The 17,224-nt window shown below is 67.7% G+C and carries 17 protein-coding genes and 1 pseudogene; 6 read left to right on the forward strand and 12 right to left on the reverse strand.

Annotated features, from left to right (window positions below):
- Positions 1-82: 82 nt before the first annotated feature.
- Entirely contained in the window at positions 83-976 is an 894-nt protein-coding gene (locus C5E41_RS17185; protein ID WP_104376839.1) for an enoyl-CoA hydratase, read from the forward strand.
- Between the two features lie 76 nt (positions 977-1,052).
- Here C5E41_RS17185 and C5E41_RS17190 read toward each other — a convergent pair whose 3' ends face one another.
- Both C5E41_RS17190 and C5E41_RS17195 read right to left on the reverse strand, forming a co-directional pair.
- Positions 1,053-1,874, reverse strand: a complete 822-nt coding sequence (locus tag C5E41_RS17190) for an acyl-CoA thioesterase (protein ID WP_104376840.1) — start codon at positions 1,872-1,874, stop codon at positions 1,053-1,055.
- Between the two features lie 104 nt (positions 1,875-1,978).
- Positions 1,979-3,193 carry an amidohydrolase family protein gene (locus tag C5E41_RS17195; protein WP_104376841.1) on the reverse strand — a complete coding sequence of 405 codons (1,215 nt, stop codon included), beginning with the start codon at positions 3,191-3,193 and terminating at the stop codon, positions 1,979-1,981.
- 228 nt (positions 3,194-3,421) lie between these two features.
- Here C5E41_RS17195 and C5E41_RS17200 point away from each other — a divergent pair.
- Positions 3,422-4,244 (forward strand): annotated as a pseudogene (locus C5E41_RS17200) (enoyl-CoA hydratase/isomerase family protein).
- 4 nt (positions 4,245-4,248) lie between these two features.
- Here the strand turns inward: C5E41_RS17200 and C5E41_RS17205 are convergent.
- The 4 genes from C5E41_RS17205 to C5E41_RS17220 form a co-directional block, all read right to left on the reverse strand.
- Positions 4,249-5,046, reverse strand: a complete 798-nt coding sequence (locus C5E41_RS17205; protein ID WP_308248262.1) for a FadR/GntR family transcriptional regulator — start codon at positions 5,044-5,046, stop codon at positions 4,249-4,251.
- A gap of 373 nt (positions 5,047-5,419) precedes the next feature.
- Entirely contained in the window at positions 5,420-6,190 is a 771-nt protein-coding gene (locus C5E41_RS17210; protein WP_104363405.1) for an SDR family NAD(P)-dependent oxidoreductase, read from the reverse strand.
- Between the two features lie 202 nt (positions 6,191-6,392).
- Positions 6,393-6,734 carry a nuclear transport factor 2 family protein gene (locus C5E41_RS17215; protein ID WP_063009730.1) on the reverse strand — a complete coding sequence of 114 codons (342 nt, stop codon included), beginning with the start codon at positions 6,732-6,734 and terminating at the stop codon, positions 6,393-6,395.
- The gene (locus C5E41_RS17220) at positions 6,731-7,423 is read right to left on the reverse strand and encodes a TetR/AcrR family transcriptional regulator (RefSeq protein ID WP_219823181.1); all 693 of its coding nucleotides are present in this window, start codon (positions 7,421-7,423) and stop codon (positions 6,731-6,733) included. Before C5E41_RS17220 ends, C5E41_RS17215 begins: the two co-directional genes overlap by 4 nt.
- Positions 7,424-7,482: 59 nt before the next feature.
- On the opposite strand from C5E41_RS17220, the gene C5E41_RS17225 reads away from it, so the two are divergent.
- The 4 genes from C5E41_RS17225 to C5E41_RS17240 all read left to right on the forward strand — a co-directional run bounded on the left by C5E41_RS17225 (position 7,483) and on the right by C5E41_RS17240 (position 12,373).
- Positions 7,483-8,715, forward strand: coding sequence for an FAD-dependent oxidoreductase (locus C5E41_RS17225; RefSeq protein ID WP_104376842.1), 1,233 nt, complete (start codon positions 7,483-7,485; stop codon positions 8,713-8,715).
- A 90-nt stretch (positions 8,716-8,805) separates the two neighbouring features.
- On the forward strand, positions 8,806-9,843 hold the full coding sequence (locus C5E41_RS17230) for an alpha/beta hydrolase (RefSeq protein ID WP_181063284.1): 1,038 nt from the start codon (positions 8,806-8,808) through the stop codon (positions 9,841-9,843).
- 67 nt (positions 9,844-9,910) lie between these two features.
- Positions 9,911-11,455 carry an AMP-binding protein gene (locus C5E41_RS17235; RefSeq protein ID WP_104376844.1) on the forward strand — a complete coding sequence of 515 codons (1,545 nt, stop codon included), beginning with the start codon at positions 9,911-9,913 and terminating at the stop codon, positions 11,453-11,455.
- Positions 11,456-11,458: 3 nt separating this feature from the next.
- Positions 11,459-12,373, forward strand: coding sequence for an LLM class flavin-dependent oxidoreductase (locus C5E41_RS17240; protein ID WP_104363409.1), 915 nt, complete (start codon positions 11,459-11,461; stop codon positions 12,371-12,373).
- A 66-nt stretch (positions 12,374-12,439) separates the two neighbouring features.
- Here the strand turns inward: C5E41_RS17240 and C5E41_RS17245 are convergent, their stop codons facing one another.
- The 6 genes from C5E41_RS17245 to C5E41_RS17270 form a co-directional block, all read right to left on the reverse strand.
- Positions 12,440-12,817: a hypothetical protein gene (locus tag C5E41_RS17245; protein ID WP_245922320.1), complete on the reverse strand. Its 378-nt coding sequence runs from the start codon at positions 12,815-12,817 to the stop codon at positions 12,440-12,442.
- 154 nt (positions 12,818-12,971) lie between these two features.
- Positions 12,972-13,202 carry a biotin/lipoyl-containing protein gene (locus C5E41_RS17250; RefSeq protein ID WP_063009739.1) on the reverse strand — a complete coding sequence of 77 codons (231 nt, stop codon included), beginning with the start codon at positions 13,200-13,202 and terminating at the stop codon, positions 12,972-12,974.
- A 40-nt stretch (positions 13,203-13,242) separates the two neighbouring features.
- Positions 13,243-14,241: an alpha-ketoacid dehydrogenase subunit beta gene (locus C5E41_RS17255; RefSeq protein WP_396930244.1), complete on the reverse strand. Its 999-nt coding sequence runs from the start codon at positions 14,239-14,241 to the stop codon at positions 13,243-13,245.
- Positions 14,242-14,243: 2 nt separating this feature from the next.
- Positions 14,244-15,233, reverse strand: a complete 990-nt coding sequence (locus tag C5E41_RS17260; RefSeq protein WP_063009741.1) for a thiamine pyrophosphate-dependent dehydrogenase E1 component subunit alpha — start codon at positions 15,231-15,233, stop codon at positions 14,244-14,246.
- A complete protein-coding gene (locus C5E41_RS17265) occupies positions 15,230-16,876 on the reverse strand; it encodes an FAD-binding protein (RefSeq protein WP_104407341.1) in 1,647 nt (548 codons plus the stop codon). Before C5E41_RS17265 ends, C5E41_RS17260 begins: the two co-directional genes overlap by 4 nt.
- Positions 16,869-17,222 (reverse strand): 2Fe-2S iron-sulfur cluster-binding protein, encoded by a 354-nt coding sequence (locus C5E41_RS17270; protein WP_219823182.1) that lies wholly within the window; start codon positions 17,220-17,222, stop codon positions 16,869-16,871. The genes C5E41_RS17265 and C5E41_RS17270 overlap by 8 nt, the downstream gene beginning before the upstream one ends.
- Positions 17,223-17,224: the final 2 nt, after the last annotated feature.

Below are 17,224 nucleotides of genomic sequence, written 5' to 3' on the forward strand. Positions count from 1 at the left end.
CCGTCCGGAACGGGCCAGTTTGTCACTATCGTCAATTAAAGTCCGGAGCTCGCCGTCGGCAGCTGCCGGGAAAGGCGTCCCCATGAGTTACCGCTACATCCGCTACGAAACTCTCGAACAGGGCCGCATCGCACGCATCACCCTGAACCGGCCGCAGGCGCGCAACGCCCAGAACCGTGGGATGCTCTTGGAATTGGGCGAGGCCTTCGAACGCGCCGAAGCCGACGACACAGTCCGCGTGGTGGTTCTGCGCGGCGACGGTCCCGCATTCTCGGCCGGACATGATCTGGGCACCGCCGAGAGCGTCGCCGAACGCGAGCCCGGACCCGACCAGCATCCGAGTTTCCAATGCAACGGAGGCACTCTCGACGGCGCCGAATCGCGGCTGCGTCAAGAGTGGCATTACTATTTCGAGAACACCAAGCGCTGGCGACAGCTGCGCAAGATCACCATCGCCCAGGTGCACGGCAAAGTCCTTTCGGCCGGACTCATGCTGGCATGGTGCTGCGATCTCATCGTGGCCGCCGAGGGCACTGTCTTCGCCGATGTGGTCGGCACCCGGCTCGGCATGTGCGGCGTCGAATATTTCGCCCACCCGTGGGAGTTCGGCCCTCGCAAAGCCAAAGAGCTACTGCTGACCGGTGATTCGATCGACGCCGAACAGGCGTATGCGCTCGGCATGGTGAGCAAGATCTTCCCCGCCGAAAGCGTATCGGAGCGAACGGTCGAATTCGCGGCCCGCATCGGCAAGGTCCCGTCGATGGCCGCGCTGCTGATCAAGGATTCGGTCAACCAGGCACAGGACGCCCAGGGCTTCAGCACCGCGCTGGACGCCTGCTTCACGATCCATCAGCTCAACCACGCCCATTGGAGTGAGATCTCGCGCGGCGAAACCTACGTCGGCACGGTGGACTACGGACTGGAGGACTGGCGGACGGCCTCCGCGCTGCGGCCCGCGGACAAGAACACGCCGTGACGACCGCCGCCCCGTGGAGACCGAGCGCCGCCGGATTTTCCGGCGGCGCATCAGGTTTCACAGCCGCGGCGGCGATTCAGATCTTCGGCAGGGGCCTGCCGGGCGGCGGCTCCCGGAACAGCGACTCCTGAGCCAGGGTGGCCACCGTGGCGCCGTCGGCCCGGCGAACCGTTCCGGTGTAGAGCCCCCGCCCTCCGGCTACCGTCCGCGGGAGCAGGTCCACCAGCACCCACTCGTCCAATCGCGCCGGACGATGGAACCACACGGTGTGGTCGAGAGTCGAACCCGCCCACTGCGCGCCGCCGGGCACATCCACCAGACCACTTGACGTATCGGACAGATAGGTCAGGACACAGGCGTGCACGAGCGGCGAATCCGGCAGCTCGATCGCGCTGCGAGCCCAGAACCGGCTCGGCCACGGAGTGGATCGGGTTCGCTGCGGTGGCACTCGCGCCTGCATCGACCACATGCGCTCGAATTCCCACTCGGGCAGCAACTCCGGCGCTGCGATGTCGGGCATCGGCTCGACCTCGTGGTCCGCGTCGCGCCGCGGCGTCGCGAACGACGCGGACATCGTGAAGATCACTTCGCCATCCTGCAGTGCGGTCACCCGGCGCGCCGAATACGACCGGCCGTCGCGGTCCCGGTCGACCCGGAACAGCACCGGCCGCGCCGCACTGCCACCGCGCAGGTAGTAACAGTGCAGCGAATGCGGCGATCGCCCCGGTGGTACCGCCCGCCCGGCGGCGTACAGGGCCTGCGCGGCGACCTGCCCCCCGTACAGCGAGAACGGCTCGTCGAAAAGCACGACCGAACGGTGCAGATCGCGATCGATCTGCTCCAGCTCCAGCAGATCCAGCAGCGTCGCAGACGCTATCGGTGCCGACTCCAGCGACATCTCACACCTTTCTCGGCGCACACCCGCGCGCCGGACCGACCGGGTCGTCAACCGGCGTGTGCCATACCGCTCATCGAATACCAGTGTGGCACAATATATTTTGATTAGGCGGGGACGGGCACGCTGTCACCGGCGGGGTTGCGCACAGGAAGCCCGAGCAGACGACGTGCGTTGTCACCCATGAAGTCGCGGGTGCGCCGCTCGTCCATGCCCTCGGCGTATTTGTAGAAGCCACGCGGTTCGGTCAGGCCCTCCGGATGCGGAAAGTCGGAACCGAACAGCACCTTGTCCCAGCCTACGGTGTGCACCACATCGGCGACCTTGCCCTCCCAGAACGGGCTGACCCAGATGTTGCGGCGGAACACCTCGTGCGGATGCTCGTCGAAGGCCTGCGGCATTTTGGCGTACGTGGCCTCGAAATCGTCGAACAGCGGCTGGATCCAGGCGCTGCCGTTCTCCACACTGGCCACGCGCAACTTCGGGAACCGGGTCAGCGTGCCGTGGCAGATGAGGCTCGTCATCATGTCGGCGATTTCGCGGTGCCCCAACGCGATCCAGCGGAACGCGCTCATCTCCAGGTGGTTGTTGGTTTCCGGCGGTTCCCACTGGTTGATGTAGCCGTCCAGCGGCGGCTGACTGGCGTGGAATACCACCGGGATCCCCGCCTGCTCGACATCACTCCAGAACGGGTCGAACTCCGGCAGCGCCGGCGAGCGCCAGCCCCGCAGGCCCTTCACCGGAGCCGGCTTCATCAGCACTACCTTGGCCCCGTTCTCCACGACATAGGCCAGTTCCCGGCGGGCGTCGTCGACCATGGCGGCGCTGATCACCGGTGTCATGAACAGCCGATCCTGATGGGTGTAGCCCCAGGTGTCGAGCATCCAACGGTTCAGCGCGTGGATCACCGCGACCACCAGTTCGGGGTCCTCGGCCGCGGAGTGCTCGACCAGATTGGCCAGCGTCGGATAGATCAGCGCCTCATCGACACCCTGACGGTCGAGTTCGGCGATGCGGGGTCCGGGCTCCCGGAACGAGGGTTCGGCATCGATGCCGACCGACAGCTCGCGCAGCGATTTGCCCTCGGCGTTCTGACCCGCGAAGAACTTCTCCCACGATCCCGGCGCGGCCACCCGGTCGAATGTCGGGTTCGGGATGTATTCGGTGATCCGGCCGAGGATCGCGATCCGCGCCGCGTTCCCGACCTGCACGAATTGCACTGCGCGGCGGTACTTCTCAGGTAGATAGCGGGTCAGCGCGTCCGGCGTCTCGTACATGTGCTGATCGGCGTCGAAGATCGGCGCGTCGGTGAACTGCGTCATGGGATGTCCCCTGTCCGAAAATGCGGTTGCTGCGGCATGGCCACTGAGTCGATCTCTACGATAGGACTAGTTTGACGAAAGTGTCAAACTTATAGAGGCTGTTCAGCGGCTATCTATCGCACAATATTCCTAAAACTCTGATCTAATCGTCAACCGCACTGCCGTTACGGCCTATACAGCATAATAAGTTCGCCGTATCGGATCGGTTCCGCCGACGAAGGGAAGACGATGTCCGCACAGGAGCAGCCCAAACCACCCTCGGGCGACTGGCTCGGCACTCCGTATCTTCGCTTCGAGCGCGACGGCGTATTCGCCGTCTGCACGGTGGACCGGCCGGAGGCACGCAACGCGCTGACCCCGGCGATGTACTTCGGTCTGCGGTACGTGATTCAACCGGGTCGACCGCGATCCCGCCGCGGCCGGACTGCTGCTGACCGGCACGGGCGACACCTTCGTCCCGGGCGGCGACCTCGGCAAGAGCGGCACCGACGACTGGCTGGATTTCGAAACCGCGCTCGGAATGGACGTCACGCCGTTCGATACGCTGCGCCGTTCGGCCAAGCCCGTGGTGTGCGCGGTCAACGGCCTGTGCCAGGGCGGCGGCCTGATGATCGCTCTGTGCAGTGATCTGGCGGTGGTCAGCGACCGGGCGAGTTTCCGCGTCCCGGAACTGTTGCGCGGCATCGCCGATACCTACTACGCCCAGGTGCTCGCACGCGTGGTCGGCGTCGTGCGCGCCCGCGACTTGCTACTCACCGGGCGCACACTGTCCGCGCAGGAGGCACTGGACTGGGGGCTCGTTTCGCGGGTGGTGCCCCACGACGAACTTCTCGGCGCCGCAACCGAAGCCCTGGCCCAGATCTGCCGGACCGCGCCGGCCGCGCGCCGGGAGATCAAGGCCAGTCTGGACGGCTACCTCGGGCATTTCGCTCGTATCGCGATGGAGTCCAGCCTCGCCGGGCCCGAAGCACTGGAAGGCTTTCAGGCATTCAAGCAGCGCCGCTCACCGCACTGGGTGCCCGCCGAATTGCGCCGCGACGGCCGGCTGTGAGCTCTCAGCCGAGCAGATCCAGCACGCTGGTCGCCGCATCGTCACCGAGAACGTAGCCCTCGGCTTCGCCGAGGTGACGGTGCCACAGCTCCTCGGCCGCGCGCGCATCTCGCTCGCGTATGAGCTCCACCAGCTTGCGATGGACCCTGCCGGTGTCGCGCCGGGCCCGCTCGGCGGAGGGACCACTGTCGGGTTGCAGTGTCACGTTGGCGGTCTCGATGATGTGATGCACCATCTCCGAGAGCAGGGTCAGGGTTTCGTTACCGGCCAGCCGGACCACCAGCTGATGGAATTCGCCGTGCAGCCGGATCGACCGCGACGGGTCGTATTCGTCGTCGTAGCGGTCGAGCGCCTCGGTCAGCGCGGCCAGATCGGCCGCGGACCGGCGCAGCGCCAACCGGCCGACGCTCGGCACCTCGAGCGCGGCACGTGCTTCGTAGACGTCTTTGACCGAGGCACCCTGATACTCGAGGATGAAACCCGCGTAGCGGGCGGCGACTTCACGCCGCGGCGGCTGCACGCGCGCCCCGCCGTTGGCGCCGCGGCGGATGACGATCAGCCGTTCGGACTCCAGCACCCGATACGCCTCGCGCAGGGTCGGACGCGACACCCCGAATCGGCTCATCAGCTCCGTTTCGGACGACAGCGCCTCACCTTCGGACAATTCGCCCCGGATGATGCGGCGGCGCAGTTCGGCAGCGACGAGTTCGGCCATCTTGGGCACCCGGACGCGCTGAGTGGTGCCGCGAGCCGGGGACCGCTGGGCACCACGCGACGCCCCGGTCGGGGAATCGACTGCCACGCTTACCTCCCACCGCCGAACGATACCTTAAATGAATCATATAATAAAACTAATTGGGCGCACTGCGGACATGGCGGCGGTCTCTGCCGATCCAGGCGTGAAATGCACTGCGCCGCCCGACCGGATCGGCCGGGCGGCGCAGGGAACTCAGCGGCTCGGCGCATCTCGGGCGTACCGCATGGCGGTCAGCCACCTGGTCAGCAGATCGGTATCGGTTCAATCGTCACGGGATCTGCTCGTGACTCGTCGCGAGCTAAACTCGCCGCGCCCACCTGCGCCGGAGCGGCCGCAAGGAGGCGGTAGAACCGGCGAGCGTTCAGCTCCACGACCCGGCCGACGTGGGCCCGCCCGCGGGCGGGCCCACGTCACGCGCTCACCGCGGGGTGAACCGCTGCGCACCGTCGAGCCGGATGGTCTCGCCGTTGAGGTATGCGTTTTCCAGAATGTGGCGCGCGAGCGCACCGTATTCCTCCGGCTTTCCCAGCCGCCGCGGATTCGGGATGTTGGCGGCGAATTTGGCCAGTGCCTCGTCGCCGACGGACTCCATGATCGGCGTGCGCATCGTGCCCGGCGCGATAGTGACCACCCGGATGCCCAGGGACCCGAGGTCGCGGGCTGCCACGATGGTCATGCCGACCACACCGGCCTTGGCCGCCGAGTAGGCGATCTGGCCGATCTGCCCCTCGAAGGCGGCGATGCTGGCCGTGGCCACGATGGCGCCGCGCTGCCCGTCCTCGTCGGGCTCGGTCCCGGCGATGGCCGCCGCCGCGATGCGCAGCACGTTGTACGTGCCGGTCAGATACAGGTCGATCGTCTTGGTGAAGCCCGTCAAGCTCGCCGGGTTGCCATCCTTGCCGACCACCTTCTCCGCGACGCCGAAACCACCGTGCGCCACCACCGCGTACCGGAAGGTGCCGAGCTTGCCGGCCTCGGCCACCGCATTGCGCACGCTGTCCTCGTCGGTCACGTCGGTGCGCACGTACTTGGCCTTGGAGCCGAGGTCGGCAGCGAGTTTCTCGGCCTTCTCGTCGGCGAGATCGGCGATGACCACCGCGGCACCGGCCGCGGCGACCTCCCGGACCACGGCCTCACCGAGTCCGCCCGCGCCACCGGTCACCAACACCACACTGTCGGCCAGATTCATATTTGCTCCTCGTCTCGATCCGATCGCCCGTCGCGACCGCGAGTACCTGGCGGCAACCCGGCCGCGACGCTGGGCGACATCACCCCCATAGTAGAATCAGTTATCTAAATATTCTAATTCTGCGGATAGAGCGGATTGCGCCGTAGGTAGCCGGCCCGCGCCCGCCACGTCGGTGACATGCACGCATTCCCGTTGGACACTCTCAGGCCGGCGCCGGGCCCGCATTCCAATAATCGCGGTTGGTACCGATGCGCCCCCCGCGCAGCGAGCCGACCGACGCGCCCCGCAACCCGATCGGTTGCATGATCCATTCCACGACGAACGCATCCCCGCTGATATGGCTGCTCACCACGTCGTAGGAGGCCCCGGGCGCCTTCTCCAGCGCCCCGGCGACGAAAGCCCGTGCCTCGCGGGGGCCGCGGGCGACGTGGCCACTGGGCACATCCTCGAGTACGACATCGGTATCGAGCGTTGCCATGATCGCGTCGGCGTCACCGGCATTCCATGCGGCGAAGTAGCGTTCGATCGCGGTCGTTTCGGTCATGGTTTTCTCCCGTCTCGTGGATTGTCTCGTTCGTTCCCGGTGCCCGACCGGGCCGCCGCAGCGTTTTCCAGCAGTCGCCGCAGTGCCCGGTCGAGCGCCGTTCCGTCTGCCAGGTCCGGTGCCGTGACACCCGCGGCGATCAGCGCCGGATGGGTGCCGCCGGTCTCGCGCAGGCCGCGGGTGGCCAGCCATCCGGCGAACATCAGATAGGTGGCCGTGAAGAGGTCGACGGCGTCCGCCTCGCCGAACCCGGCGGTGCGCAGAATCGACAGCGCCGCACCGGTCAGGCGTTCGGCGGCCGGGGATTCCCGTGCGGCCGTGAGCACCCGAGTGCCCGTGCCCGGATAGCGCAGGAACGCGCGGTCCATGCTCGACACCAGACCGGCGTACTGATCCACCCAATGCGCCTCGGGGTCGACGGCTATCTCGATGCGGGAGGCCACCGCTTCGATCACGCGCGCGTCCAGATCCTCTCCGCCGCGCAGGTGGTAGTGCACCGCCGGCGGCGTGACCCCGAGCTCGTCGGCGACCGCGCGCACCGTCAGCCGATCCAGACCACACCGCTGCACGATCCGCAGTGCGGCCTCGAGAATGTCCTGCGCCGACAACGGAACGGGTTGTGTCCCACCACGCTGACGCGCCACCGACACCTCCGGGTGCTCGAGCCTCTCTCGCGTTCCGCGAATCATTATGTCACAGTAAATGAGAATCTCATTATGCACCAGTAAATGAACCGAAGGAGGATGGAATGCGTTGTGACGCAGTCATAGTCGGCGGCGGCGTGGCCGGATGCGCATTGGCGGCCCGGCTGGCGGCCGCCGGGGTGGCGGTGACCGTACTCGAGCGCGAGCCGGTCTACCGAGACCAGGTTCGCGGCGAGGCCCTGGTGCCGTGGGGGTTTCTCGAAGCGATCGATCTCGGCATCGCCGACGCCGTCACCGGCGCCGCCGACGCCTCGGTGATCACCCGGATGGTGCCCTACGACGAAAGTCTCGACATCGCCCGGGCGCGGCGCGGGGCGATCGATCTCAGCGCGGTGGTACCGCAGGCGCCCGGCGTCATCGGAGTCGGCCACCCCGAGCTGCGAGAGGCCTTGGCCACCGCGGCGACCAAGGCGGGCGCCACGGTCGTGCGCGGTGTCGCCCGCTGCGTCGTCGGGCACGGCGCGTCACCCTCGGTCGACTACGAAAGGGCGGGAACCGAACACCATCTGGACTGCCGGATCGTCGTGGGCGCCGACGGCAAGAACTCGGCCACCCGGACCGCGACCCAGGTCCCGTTCACCATCACCAGCCCGCGAGTGATGCTGTCGGGCATGCTCGTCGACGACCACGGCGCATGGGATCGCGCCGAGACCACGATCGCGGTGAGCGGTCGCAACCAGTACATCGTCATCCCGCGCGCCGACGGGCGGATCCGGCTCTACGTGGGCCGCCGCACCACCGATCCGGAACGCATCACCGGGCCGGATCGGATCAGCCGATTCCTCGATGCCTACCGCACCCCGGCGCTGCCGTGCGGCGACGCCCTGGCCACGGCGCAGCCCCTGGGCCCCTGCGCCACCTTTCCGTTGACCGACGCCTGGACCGATACCCCCGTCGTCCCCGGCGTGGCGCTGATCGGCGACGCGGCCGGGTGGAGCAATCCCATCGGCGCCCAGGGACTCAGTATCGCCCTGCGCGATGCCCGGCTGCTCGCCGAAGCGCTGCTGGACAACCGGACGTGGACTCCGGCGACCTTGCGCGGCTACAGCGAGGAGCGCAGCGTGCGCATGGCCCGGCTGCGTTTCGCCACCGCGCTCACCGACATGCTCTCGGCGTTCGGGCTGCCCGACCGCACCGCCAAGCGGGCACGCATGCTGAAACTGGTGGCCGAGCGCCCGGAAACGAGCGCGGCGCTCGGGGGCATCCACTCCGGCCCCTGGACGCCGCCGGCCGCGGCCTTCAGCCCCGACATCCTGACCACGCTCGCCCTGACCTGAGGGTAATGAGATTACTTATTCATCTAATTGATGGCGGACCTATTGGCTGTTAGCATGCTCGACACCGGGGGCACAGCGGAAGGGTCGAGAATGAGAAGTCTGCGGGCAGTATGGTTCTGGCCGACGGTCATAGCGGTCATAGCGTTCGCGGGCCTGGCGGCACCTGCCACCGCCGCGCCGGCGGCCGGCCCCCGGTGCACGGAGGTCTCCATCCCGGTCACCGTCGACCGCGAGGCCCGGATCGCGGGCACCTACTGCCGGCCGGCCGATCCGTCCTCCGCACTCCAGATACTCGTGCCCGGAGCCACCTACGACCGGACCTATTGGGACTTCCCCGGATTCGACGGCCGCTACTCCTATGTGCGGCACGCCGCCCGCGCCGGATTGGCGACCCTCGCCATCGACCCGATCGGCGTCGGCAAGAGTTCCAAGCCGGTCGGGGTACAGGTCTCGGCGTTGTCGGCGGCCCAGGCCGTGCACGAGGTCATCGGCGCCGCGCGCGCCGGGGCACTGGGACGGGCGTGGAACCACGTCGTGCTGGTGGGCCACTCGTTCGGCTCACTGACCTCGATGCTCGAGGCCGGCACCTATCACGACGTGGACGGGCTCCTGGTCAGCGGCGCGTCACACGCTCCCGGGCCCGGCGGCATCGCCACCATCGTCGGCGCGGCACGTCCGGCACTCGACGATCCCGCCACCGCGGGTCGGATACCCGCCGGCGACCTGGGTTACCTGAGCGTTCCGGGCGCCCGCCAGGCCGCCTTCCACGCACCGGGGGACTCCGATCCCCAGGTGGTGGCCGCCGACGAGGCCACGCGCGCCGCCGGCACTATCGGCATTCTGGCCACCATCCCGGTATTCATCCCCGCCACTTTCGATATCGCGGTGCCGGTGCTCATCGCGAACGGGACCGCGGACAAGGTCTTCTGCGCGCAGGGAGCGGGCGGCTCGCTCACCGATTGCTCCAGCGCCGCGGCTCTGTACAGCTCCGAACGCCCGTTCTTCCCCCGCGCGGAGCTCGAAACCTACGTGCTGCCGGGATCGGGCCATTCGATGAACCTGGCGCTCAACAGCGCCGAGTTCTTCGACCGGGCCGCCGAATGGGTGCACAGCATCAGCGAATCATGAAGCCGCGCATCGTGTTCGACGGCGACGCCGGCGGATGACAACGCATCGAGCAAGAACGGGAGAGTTCGTGTATCCAGCCCACTTCGCCGCATCCACCCCGGACAAGCCGGCGGTGATCGACACCGCCACCGGCGCCGTGCAGACCTATGGCGAGCTGGTCGCCGGTGCGAACCGGCTCGCCCGGCTGCTGCGGGAGGCCGGATTGCGGCCCGGCGACCACTACGTGGTTCTCGCCGAGAACCACCTGAGATATTTCGAACTGGTCTGGGCGGGACTGAATTCCGGTCTGTACGTCACTCCGGTCAACTCCCACCTGACCGCCGCCGAGGTCGCCTATCTGATCAACGACAGCACCGCGAAGGTGGTCATCACGACCGCCGCGCTGGCCTCGGTGGCCGAACAGATCGTCGACCTCACTCCCGACGTCGTGCGGCGTTTCATGCTCGACGGCACCAGCACATCCTACGAATCGCTGGACGACGCGGCCGCGCGGTATTCCGGCGGACCGGACGATCAGGAGGTCCGCGGCACCTTCATGCTCTACAGCTCCGGCACCACCGGCCGGCCCAAGGGCATCCGCTACCCGCTGCCCGATCACCCGGCCGCCGACGGTGACGCGGAGTTACTGCCCAGCGGGCGAGCCCTGTTCGGGCTCGATGCCGACACCATGTTCCTGTCCCCCGCTCCGCTGTACCATGCTGCGCCACTGCGTGTTTCATGTCTTGTGCACTGCAGCGGCGGTACGGTGGCAATCATGCCGAAATTCGATGCCGAGGCCGCGCTGCGCGCCATCGACGAATACTCGGTCACCTCGAGTCAGTGGGTACCGACGATGTTCGTGCGCATGCTGAAGCTGGCGCCGCGGATTCGGTCCCGCTTCGACCTGTCCAGCATGCGGGTGGCCGTGCACGCCGCGGCGCCGTGCCCGATCGAGGTCAAAAAGCAGATGATCGACTGGTGGGGGCCGATCATCACCGAGTACTACTCCGGCACCGAGAACTTCGGCACCACCGCCCTGTCCAGCGAGCAATGGCTCGACCATCCGGGCTCGGTCGGGCGGCCGGTGGGCTGCACTGTCCATATCTGCGACGACAACGGCGACGAACTGTCATACGACGACATCGGCACCGTCTATTTCGAAACCGCCGGCGCGAACTTCAGCTACCACCGCGACCCCGAGCGCACCGCTGCCGTCTCACATCCGGAGCATCCGGACTGGCATACCCTCGGCGATATCGGGCAGCTGGATGCCGACGGATATCTATATCTCACCGACCGGCGTGATTTCACGATCATCGCGGGCGGAGTCAACATCTATCCCCGCGAGATCGAGGATGTGCTGATCCTGCACCCGCAGGTGGCCGATGTGGCCGCCTTCGGAGTGCCGGACCCAGAACTCGGCGAACAGGTCAAAGCCGTTGTCCAGCCCGCCGATTGGGCCGATGCGGGACCTGAGCTGACCCAGCGGCTACTCGACCACTGCCGTGGCCGGCTTGCCTCCTACAAGTGGCCGCGATCGATCGATTTCGCCCGCGAACTTCCCCGCCAGGACAACGGAAAGCTGTACAAGAAGCTGCTGCGCGACCCGTACTGGGCCCAGGCGAGGCTGTGACCGATGCCCGCGCCGATTCCACAATTCGGGGTCTTCCTCCCGCAGTTCAACACCAGCCCGGATGCCGTGATAGCCACCGCTCGCACGGCCGAGGACGCGGGTTTCGATTCGTTCTGGCTCATGGATCATCTCTACGCCCCCGCCGCCCCGCCGGTGGATGTGCCGGACAGCTGGATTCTGCTCACCGCCATCGCCACCGCGACCGCCACGATCCGCCTGGGCCATCTGGTCGGATGTGCACCATTGCGGCATCCGGCGGTGCTGGCGAAGATGGCCGCGACCCTGGATCGCATCAGCGGCGGCCGCCTGGATCTGGGCCTGGGCTGGGGGTCGATCGAGGAGGAATTCGACCGGTTCGGCATCGAGGCCGGTTCGCCGCGGGTGCGCTCGCAACGACTGGCCGAGACGCTCGAGATCCTGGCATTGATGTTCACCGGTGAACGTTTCGACTACGCCGGCAAGCACTTTCGGTTGCGGGACGCGTGGGGACTGCCCGTACCGGCACAGGACCGGATCCCGTTCCACATCGGTGGCGGCGGGCCGACCTTGACGATGCCACTGGTCGCCGAATACGCCGACTGGTGGAACTGCGTCGCCGGCGCCCGCGAGCGTATGGACCAACTGGCGCCGCTGCGCGGCAGCGCGCGCATCTCCGCACAATATCCGGTCGGCCTCGTCCATCCCGGCGACGACCCCGAAGCCGTGCGCGCGAAACTTCTGCGGCGCATGCCCGAATCATCTTGGGGCCCACCGGTTGTCGGCACCCCGGCCGAACTCGTCGACTACTTCGCCCGCGAGCGGGCGCGGGGCGTGGATCTGTTCATCCTGCGCTTCCACGATCACGCCCCCGCACGCACGCTCGACCTGTTCGCCACCCAGGTCGCGGCGCCGTTGCGGCGCGCGGCCGCGGATCGGTAGGTGCGCCACCGGCCGCGAGGCCCTGGTCGCCCCCACGTCAGGGGGGGCGACCAGCCCCTCACCAGCTCAGCGCGGGGCTGTGCCCGAATCGGCCAGCGCAGATCGACCGGGACCGGGCTCGGGCTCGGACTCCTGCACCGTGATCGTGCGCAACAGGCGGACCACCGGCGCAGGATCCATACACAGGGCATCGGACATGTGCAGGGCTCCGCCTACCGCAGCGGCCAACAGCCGGTCGACCACGGCCTGCAGATCGTCGGCCTCGATTTCGTACAGGGCGACGAACGGGCCGTCATCGGCGACGGGCTCGAGCCGGCGGCCCGAGACGAACCCGTCCATCGCCACCACCTCGCGCAGATGCGTCTCGTCGTACCAGCTGTGATACTCCGCGGTGCGCTGCGGGGCACTGGGCCGGGTTTCGACGTACAAGATTCCTCGTGCCACGACTGTTCTCCTCGAACGAGCATGTCTGGTACAAAACATGTTGGTGCGCGGTAACTTCGGTGAGCTCCGCGCATCCGGAACCCCGCCGGTGGTCAACGGTGCAGGACACCGGCCCGCGGCAGCGGACAACGGCGTGCCGCGGGATCCGGCCCCGCTATTCGATCCGGCCGACGACTGAGCCGACCGGGTACTCCACCTCGATCTCACCGACTATGACCAGCGTGCCCGCGGCAGGTGATTCGATATCGGTCTCAGTCTTGTCGGTGGCCAGGGTGTAGAGCAGATCTCCCTGCTGCACCGTCTGGCCGTCCTCGACCAGCCAGGCCGTGATCGTCCCCTCGGTCATCGTCACACCGAGCTGGGGTATCAATAGTTCGTGCGCCACGGAAGGCGTCTCCTCTCGCGATGAATCGGGTGATCGGGTGTCACAACAGCCCGCGCACGGCCGCCTCGATCTGCGGCGGCCCGGGAATGTAGGCCTGTTCCAGCGATTTGGCGTAGGGCACCGGCGTGTTCGGTGCCGTCACCCGCGCCACCGGACCGGCCAGCTCACCGAACAGCTCGGAGTGGATGGTCGCGGCCAGTTCGGCGCCGAATCCGTTGCGCCGCACCGCTTCGTGCACGACGACCGCACGCTTGGTCTTGGCCACCGAGGCGAGCACGGTCTCGATGTCGAGCGGCTGCAGCGTCCGCAGATCCACCACCTCGACGTCGATCCCCTCGGTGGCCAGCTGTTCGGCGACGGCCAGGCAGTCGACCACCTGCCGCCCATAGGTCAGGATGGTGACATCCGATCCGGGGCGCGCGATGGCCGCCTTACCGAGCGGAACTCGATGGTCCCCCACCGGAACCTCACCGCGCGAGGCGAAGTAGAGCCCGAACATCTCCACGAATACCACCGGGTCGTCGTCGAAGATCGACGACAGCAGCAGTCCCTTGGCGTCGGCCGGATTGCTCGGCACCACGACCTTGAGGCCGGCGGCATGCACCAACTGAGCCTCAAGCATGTCGGAATGCTGTGCCCCGAATCCACCGCCGGCGCCGGTGGCCGTGCGCACCGTGATCGGCACCGGGGTGCGGCCACCGGACATGTAGCGCAACTTGGCGGCGTGGTTGACCAGCTGATCCATGCAGACGTGGGTGAAGTTCATCAGCATGATCTCCGGGACGGGCCGCAGCCCGGAGATGGCCGCGCCGATCGCGGCCCCCATGATCGCCTGCTCGGAGATCGGTGTATGCCTAATCCGTTGTGTCCCATACTTTTTTCCCAGGCCCTTGAACGCACCGAAACCGCCACCGCCGGGCTCCTGGATATCCTCGCCGAGGGCGAAGACCCGCTCGTCGGTCTCCAGCGCGATATCGAGCGCGTCGTTGATCGCCTGGACGAAGCCCAGGGTCCGGGTCTGCACGGGCTGTTCTGCGATGGTCATGCCGCCGCTCCTTCCGCATACACATCGGTGGTCAGTTCCGCTGGATCCGGTAGGGGCGCATCGAAGGCGAATTCGGCGGCATCGGCGACCTCGGCGGCCGCCGCCGCTTCGACGGCCTCGATCTGCTCGACCGTGGCCGCGCCCGACTCGATCAGTTGGGCCCGGAAACGCGGCAGCGGATCGTTCGCCATCGCCGCCGCGAGTTCCTCCTTGGGCATGTACCCCTGCTGATCGCCCATGACATGGCCGTGGAAGCGAAAGGTCATGGCCTCCAGCAACGTCGGCCCCTCACCGCGCCGGGCCCGGCCGATCGCGTCGCCCGCGACCTGGTACATCGCAATGGGATCATTGCCGTCCACAGTGACACCGGGCATCGAATAACCGGCCGCCCTGGTGGCGATGCTCTCCACCGAGGTGCCCTCGCGCAGTGGCGTGTACTCGGCGTATCTGTTGTTCTGACAGACGAAGACGACCGGAAGCCGCCACACCGACGCCAGGTTGAGCGCCTCGTGGAAGGCGCCGATATTGGACGCGCCGTCACCGAAGTTCACCACGGTCACCTGATCGGTGCCGCGCATCTGCGCGGACAAGCCCAGTCCGTTCGCGATCGGCAGACCGGCGCCGACGACACCGGTGGTGACCATCAGCCCGTACTCCGGCGCGGTCACATGCATCGGCCCGCCCTTGCCGCCGCAGGTTCCGGCGGCCTTGCCCAGGTACTCGGCCCACAGATCGCGCAGCGGCACCCCCTTGGCGACCTGGTCGTGTAGTCCGCGATAAGTGGTCACCACGTAGTCGTCGCGCCGTAGATGCGCCGCTACCGAAGCCGCGACGAACTCCTGTCCGCGCGGCGAATAGTACATGCCGCCGATCTTGCCGCTCAACATGTATGAGCGATATTTCTCGTCCGACAACGCGATTCGCGTCGCGGTGGCGAAGATGTCGAGTTGCGCCTCGGGGCTCGGCGCGGGGGTCGATGGACTCACCTGGTCTCCTGATTCTTCAATTCGAGGATTTCGACGTCGCGGCCGGAGCGAGCCGCATGCTCACCGGCACGGCGGCCGGAGAACACCGCGTCGGCCAGCGACAGCCCGGACACGTAACTGTTGCTGCAGATTCCGACCGCCGCGCGGCCGGCGGCGTACAGTCCGGGGACGGTGCCACCGGTTGCCCGGCGCACCGCCCCGGTGTCCTCGTCCACCGCCAACCCGCCGAGAGTGATGAACGGGAACGGGTAGGCGGGGCTGACGCCCGGCGCCAGATTCACCGCGAAATACGGGCCGCGGTCGAGCACCCGCCGGTACTGGTCGGCCTTGCCGAACCGATCGGGCCGTCCGGCCTCGATGTCCTGGTTGTATTTCGCGACGGTCGCCGCCAGACCGGCCGGATCGATACCGCACGCTGAGGCCAGCGCCTGCACGGTCGCGGCCCGGCGGTGGCCGAATGGGCTGAAAATATAGAGGCTCTGCGGAACTTGGAAGAATGCCGATTGTTCCCGCGCCTGCCGTCGCGCGGTGCGCCAGCCCGGCGCGTCCAGAATGAGGAATCCGCGCCCGCCTTGTTGTTCGATCAGCGGTTCGGACATGGTCGCGCCGTAGAGCTGTTCGTTGGCGAACCGATCGCCCTCCATTCCGACCGCGACCCCCTCGAGAAATCCCGACGGGGGCGAGATGAATTTCCAGCCCGACATCTTGTGCAGGTGGCTGGTGGCCGCGTCGACCTGCGCACCCAGCCGCAGGCCCGCGCCGTCGTCACCACCGGCGGCCAGCGGCGACACCTCGGTCCAGGCCGGCGCGTGGCGCCGGACCAGTTCCTTGTTCTGCCCGAAGCCGCCGGTGCACAGCACCACCCCGCCGCGGGCCAGGACCCGGTGGCGAGTGCTCCGCTTGCGTTGGGCCGAAACGACTTTCGCCATCAGGCGGTCGCCCAGCGGCGGATGCCACACCTCTGCCTTGGCGGCGATCTCGGTGCGGATCTTGTGCCGGCGCCCGAAGACACCGGGGTCCGGGGCGTCGAATTCGACGCCGACCACCGCACCGTTGGCCACGATCAGCTCGCGCACCTCGGCCAGCGGGCGGAACTCGATGCCCTTGCCCAGCGCGGCATCTCGCAGCGTGGCGTAGAACGCGGCCCCGCTGAAATTCTTCGCCCGGACCCGGTGCCCGCGCGGGGCCGGGGCGGCGTTGTCGGCATAGCTGGGAACCTGTTCGTTGCCCGAGTAGTACAAGAAGTGGCGATTGGTCGGATAGGACGTCTTGTACGGGCACAGGCTGCCCTCGAACGGCACGCCCTGGCGGGTAAGCCATTCGATCATCGCGGGACTGCCGTCCACGAACCGGCGCAGCGTCGCGGTGCCCACCGCGTCACCGGCCTCCTGTGCGAGATAGGTGAACATGGCCTCGGCGGTGTCGGTGACGCCCGCCTCCCGCTGCGCGGGTGTGCCGCCGCCGGCGTAGACCACACCCCCGGAATGCGTCGTCGATCCGCCACCGTAAAACCTGTCCACTACGAGCACCGAAGCGCCGGCTTCGGCGGCCGCGATCGCGGCGCAGGCCCCGGCGCCGCCGAAGCCCACGACCACGACGTCGTAGACCTGTTCCGGCGTCGTTGCCGGTCCCTGCTCACTCACCGTCCCGCTCCTCACTGTCGGACACTCCGGGCGCACACGGCCGGGCCGCCCGCTTTTCCACTGTGATGTCACCGGTCACCGTCAACCGGCATGCCAGCCGGGTATCGCGCAGGGGCCATCCCATGCGCCGATTCGTGATCTGCCGCAAGACATCTCGCTCTTCGTCGGAGACCGGGCCGAGCCGGTCGTGCCCGTCGATCACTCGCACGGCGCAGGCCGTGCAGCGGGCCTGCCCGTAGCAGATGGTCGGCCAGCGAGCCCCCACCCGCAGCGCCGCCTCGAACAGCGTCTCACCGTCGCCGACGGCCAGTTCGAAACCGGCCGGGTCCACTCGTACCACTGGCACCC

Origin of the sequence: Nocardia nova (assembly GCF_002933465.1) — a bacterium.
Taxonomy (GTDB): domain Bacteria; phylum Actinomycetota; class Actinomycetes; order Mycobacteriales; family Mycobacteriaceae; genus Nocardia; species Nocardia nova_B.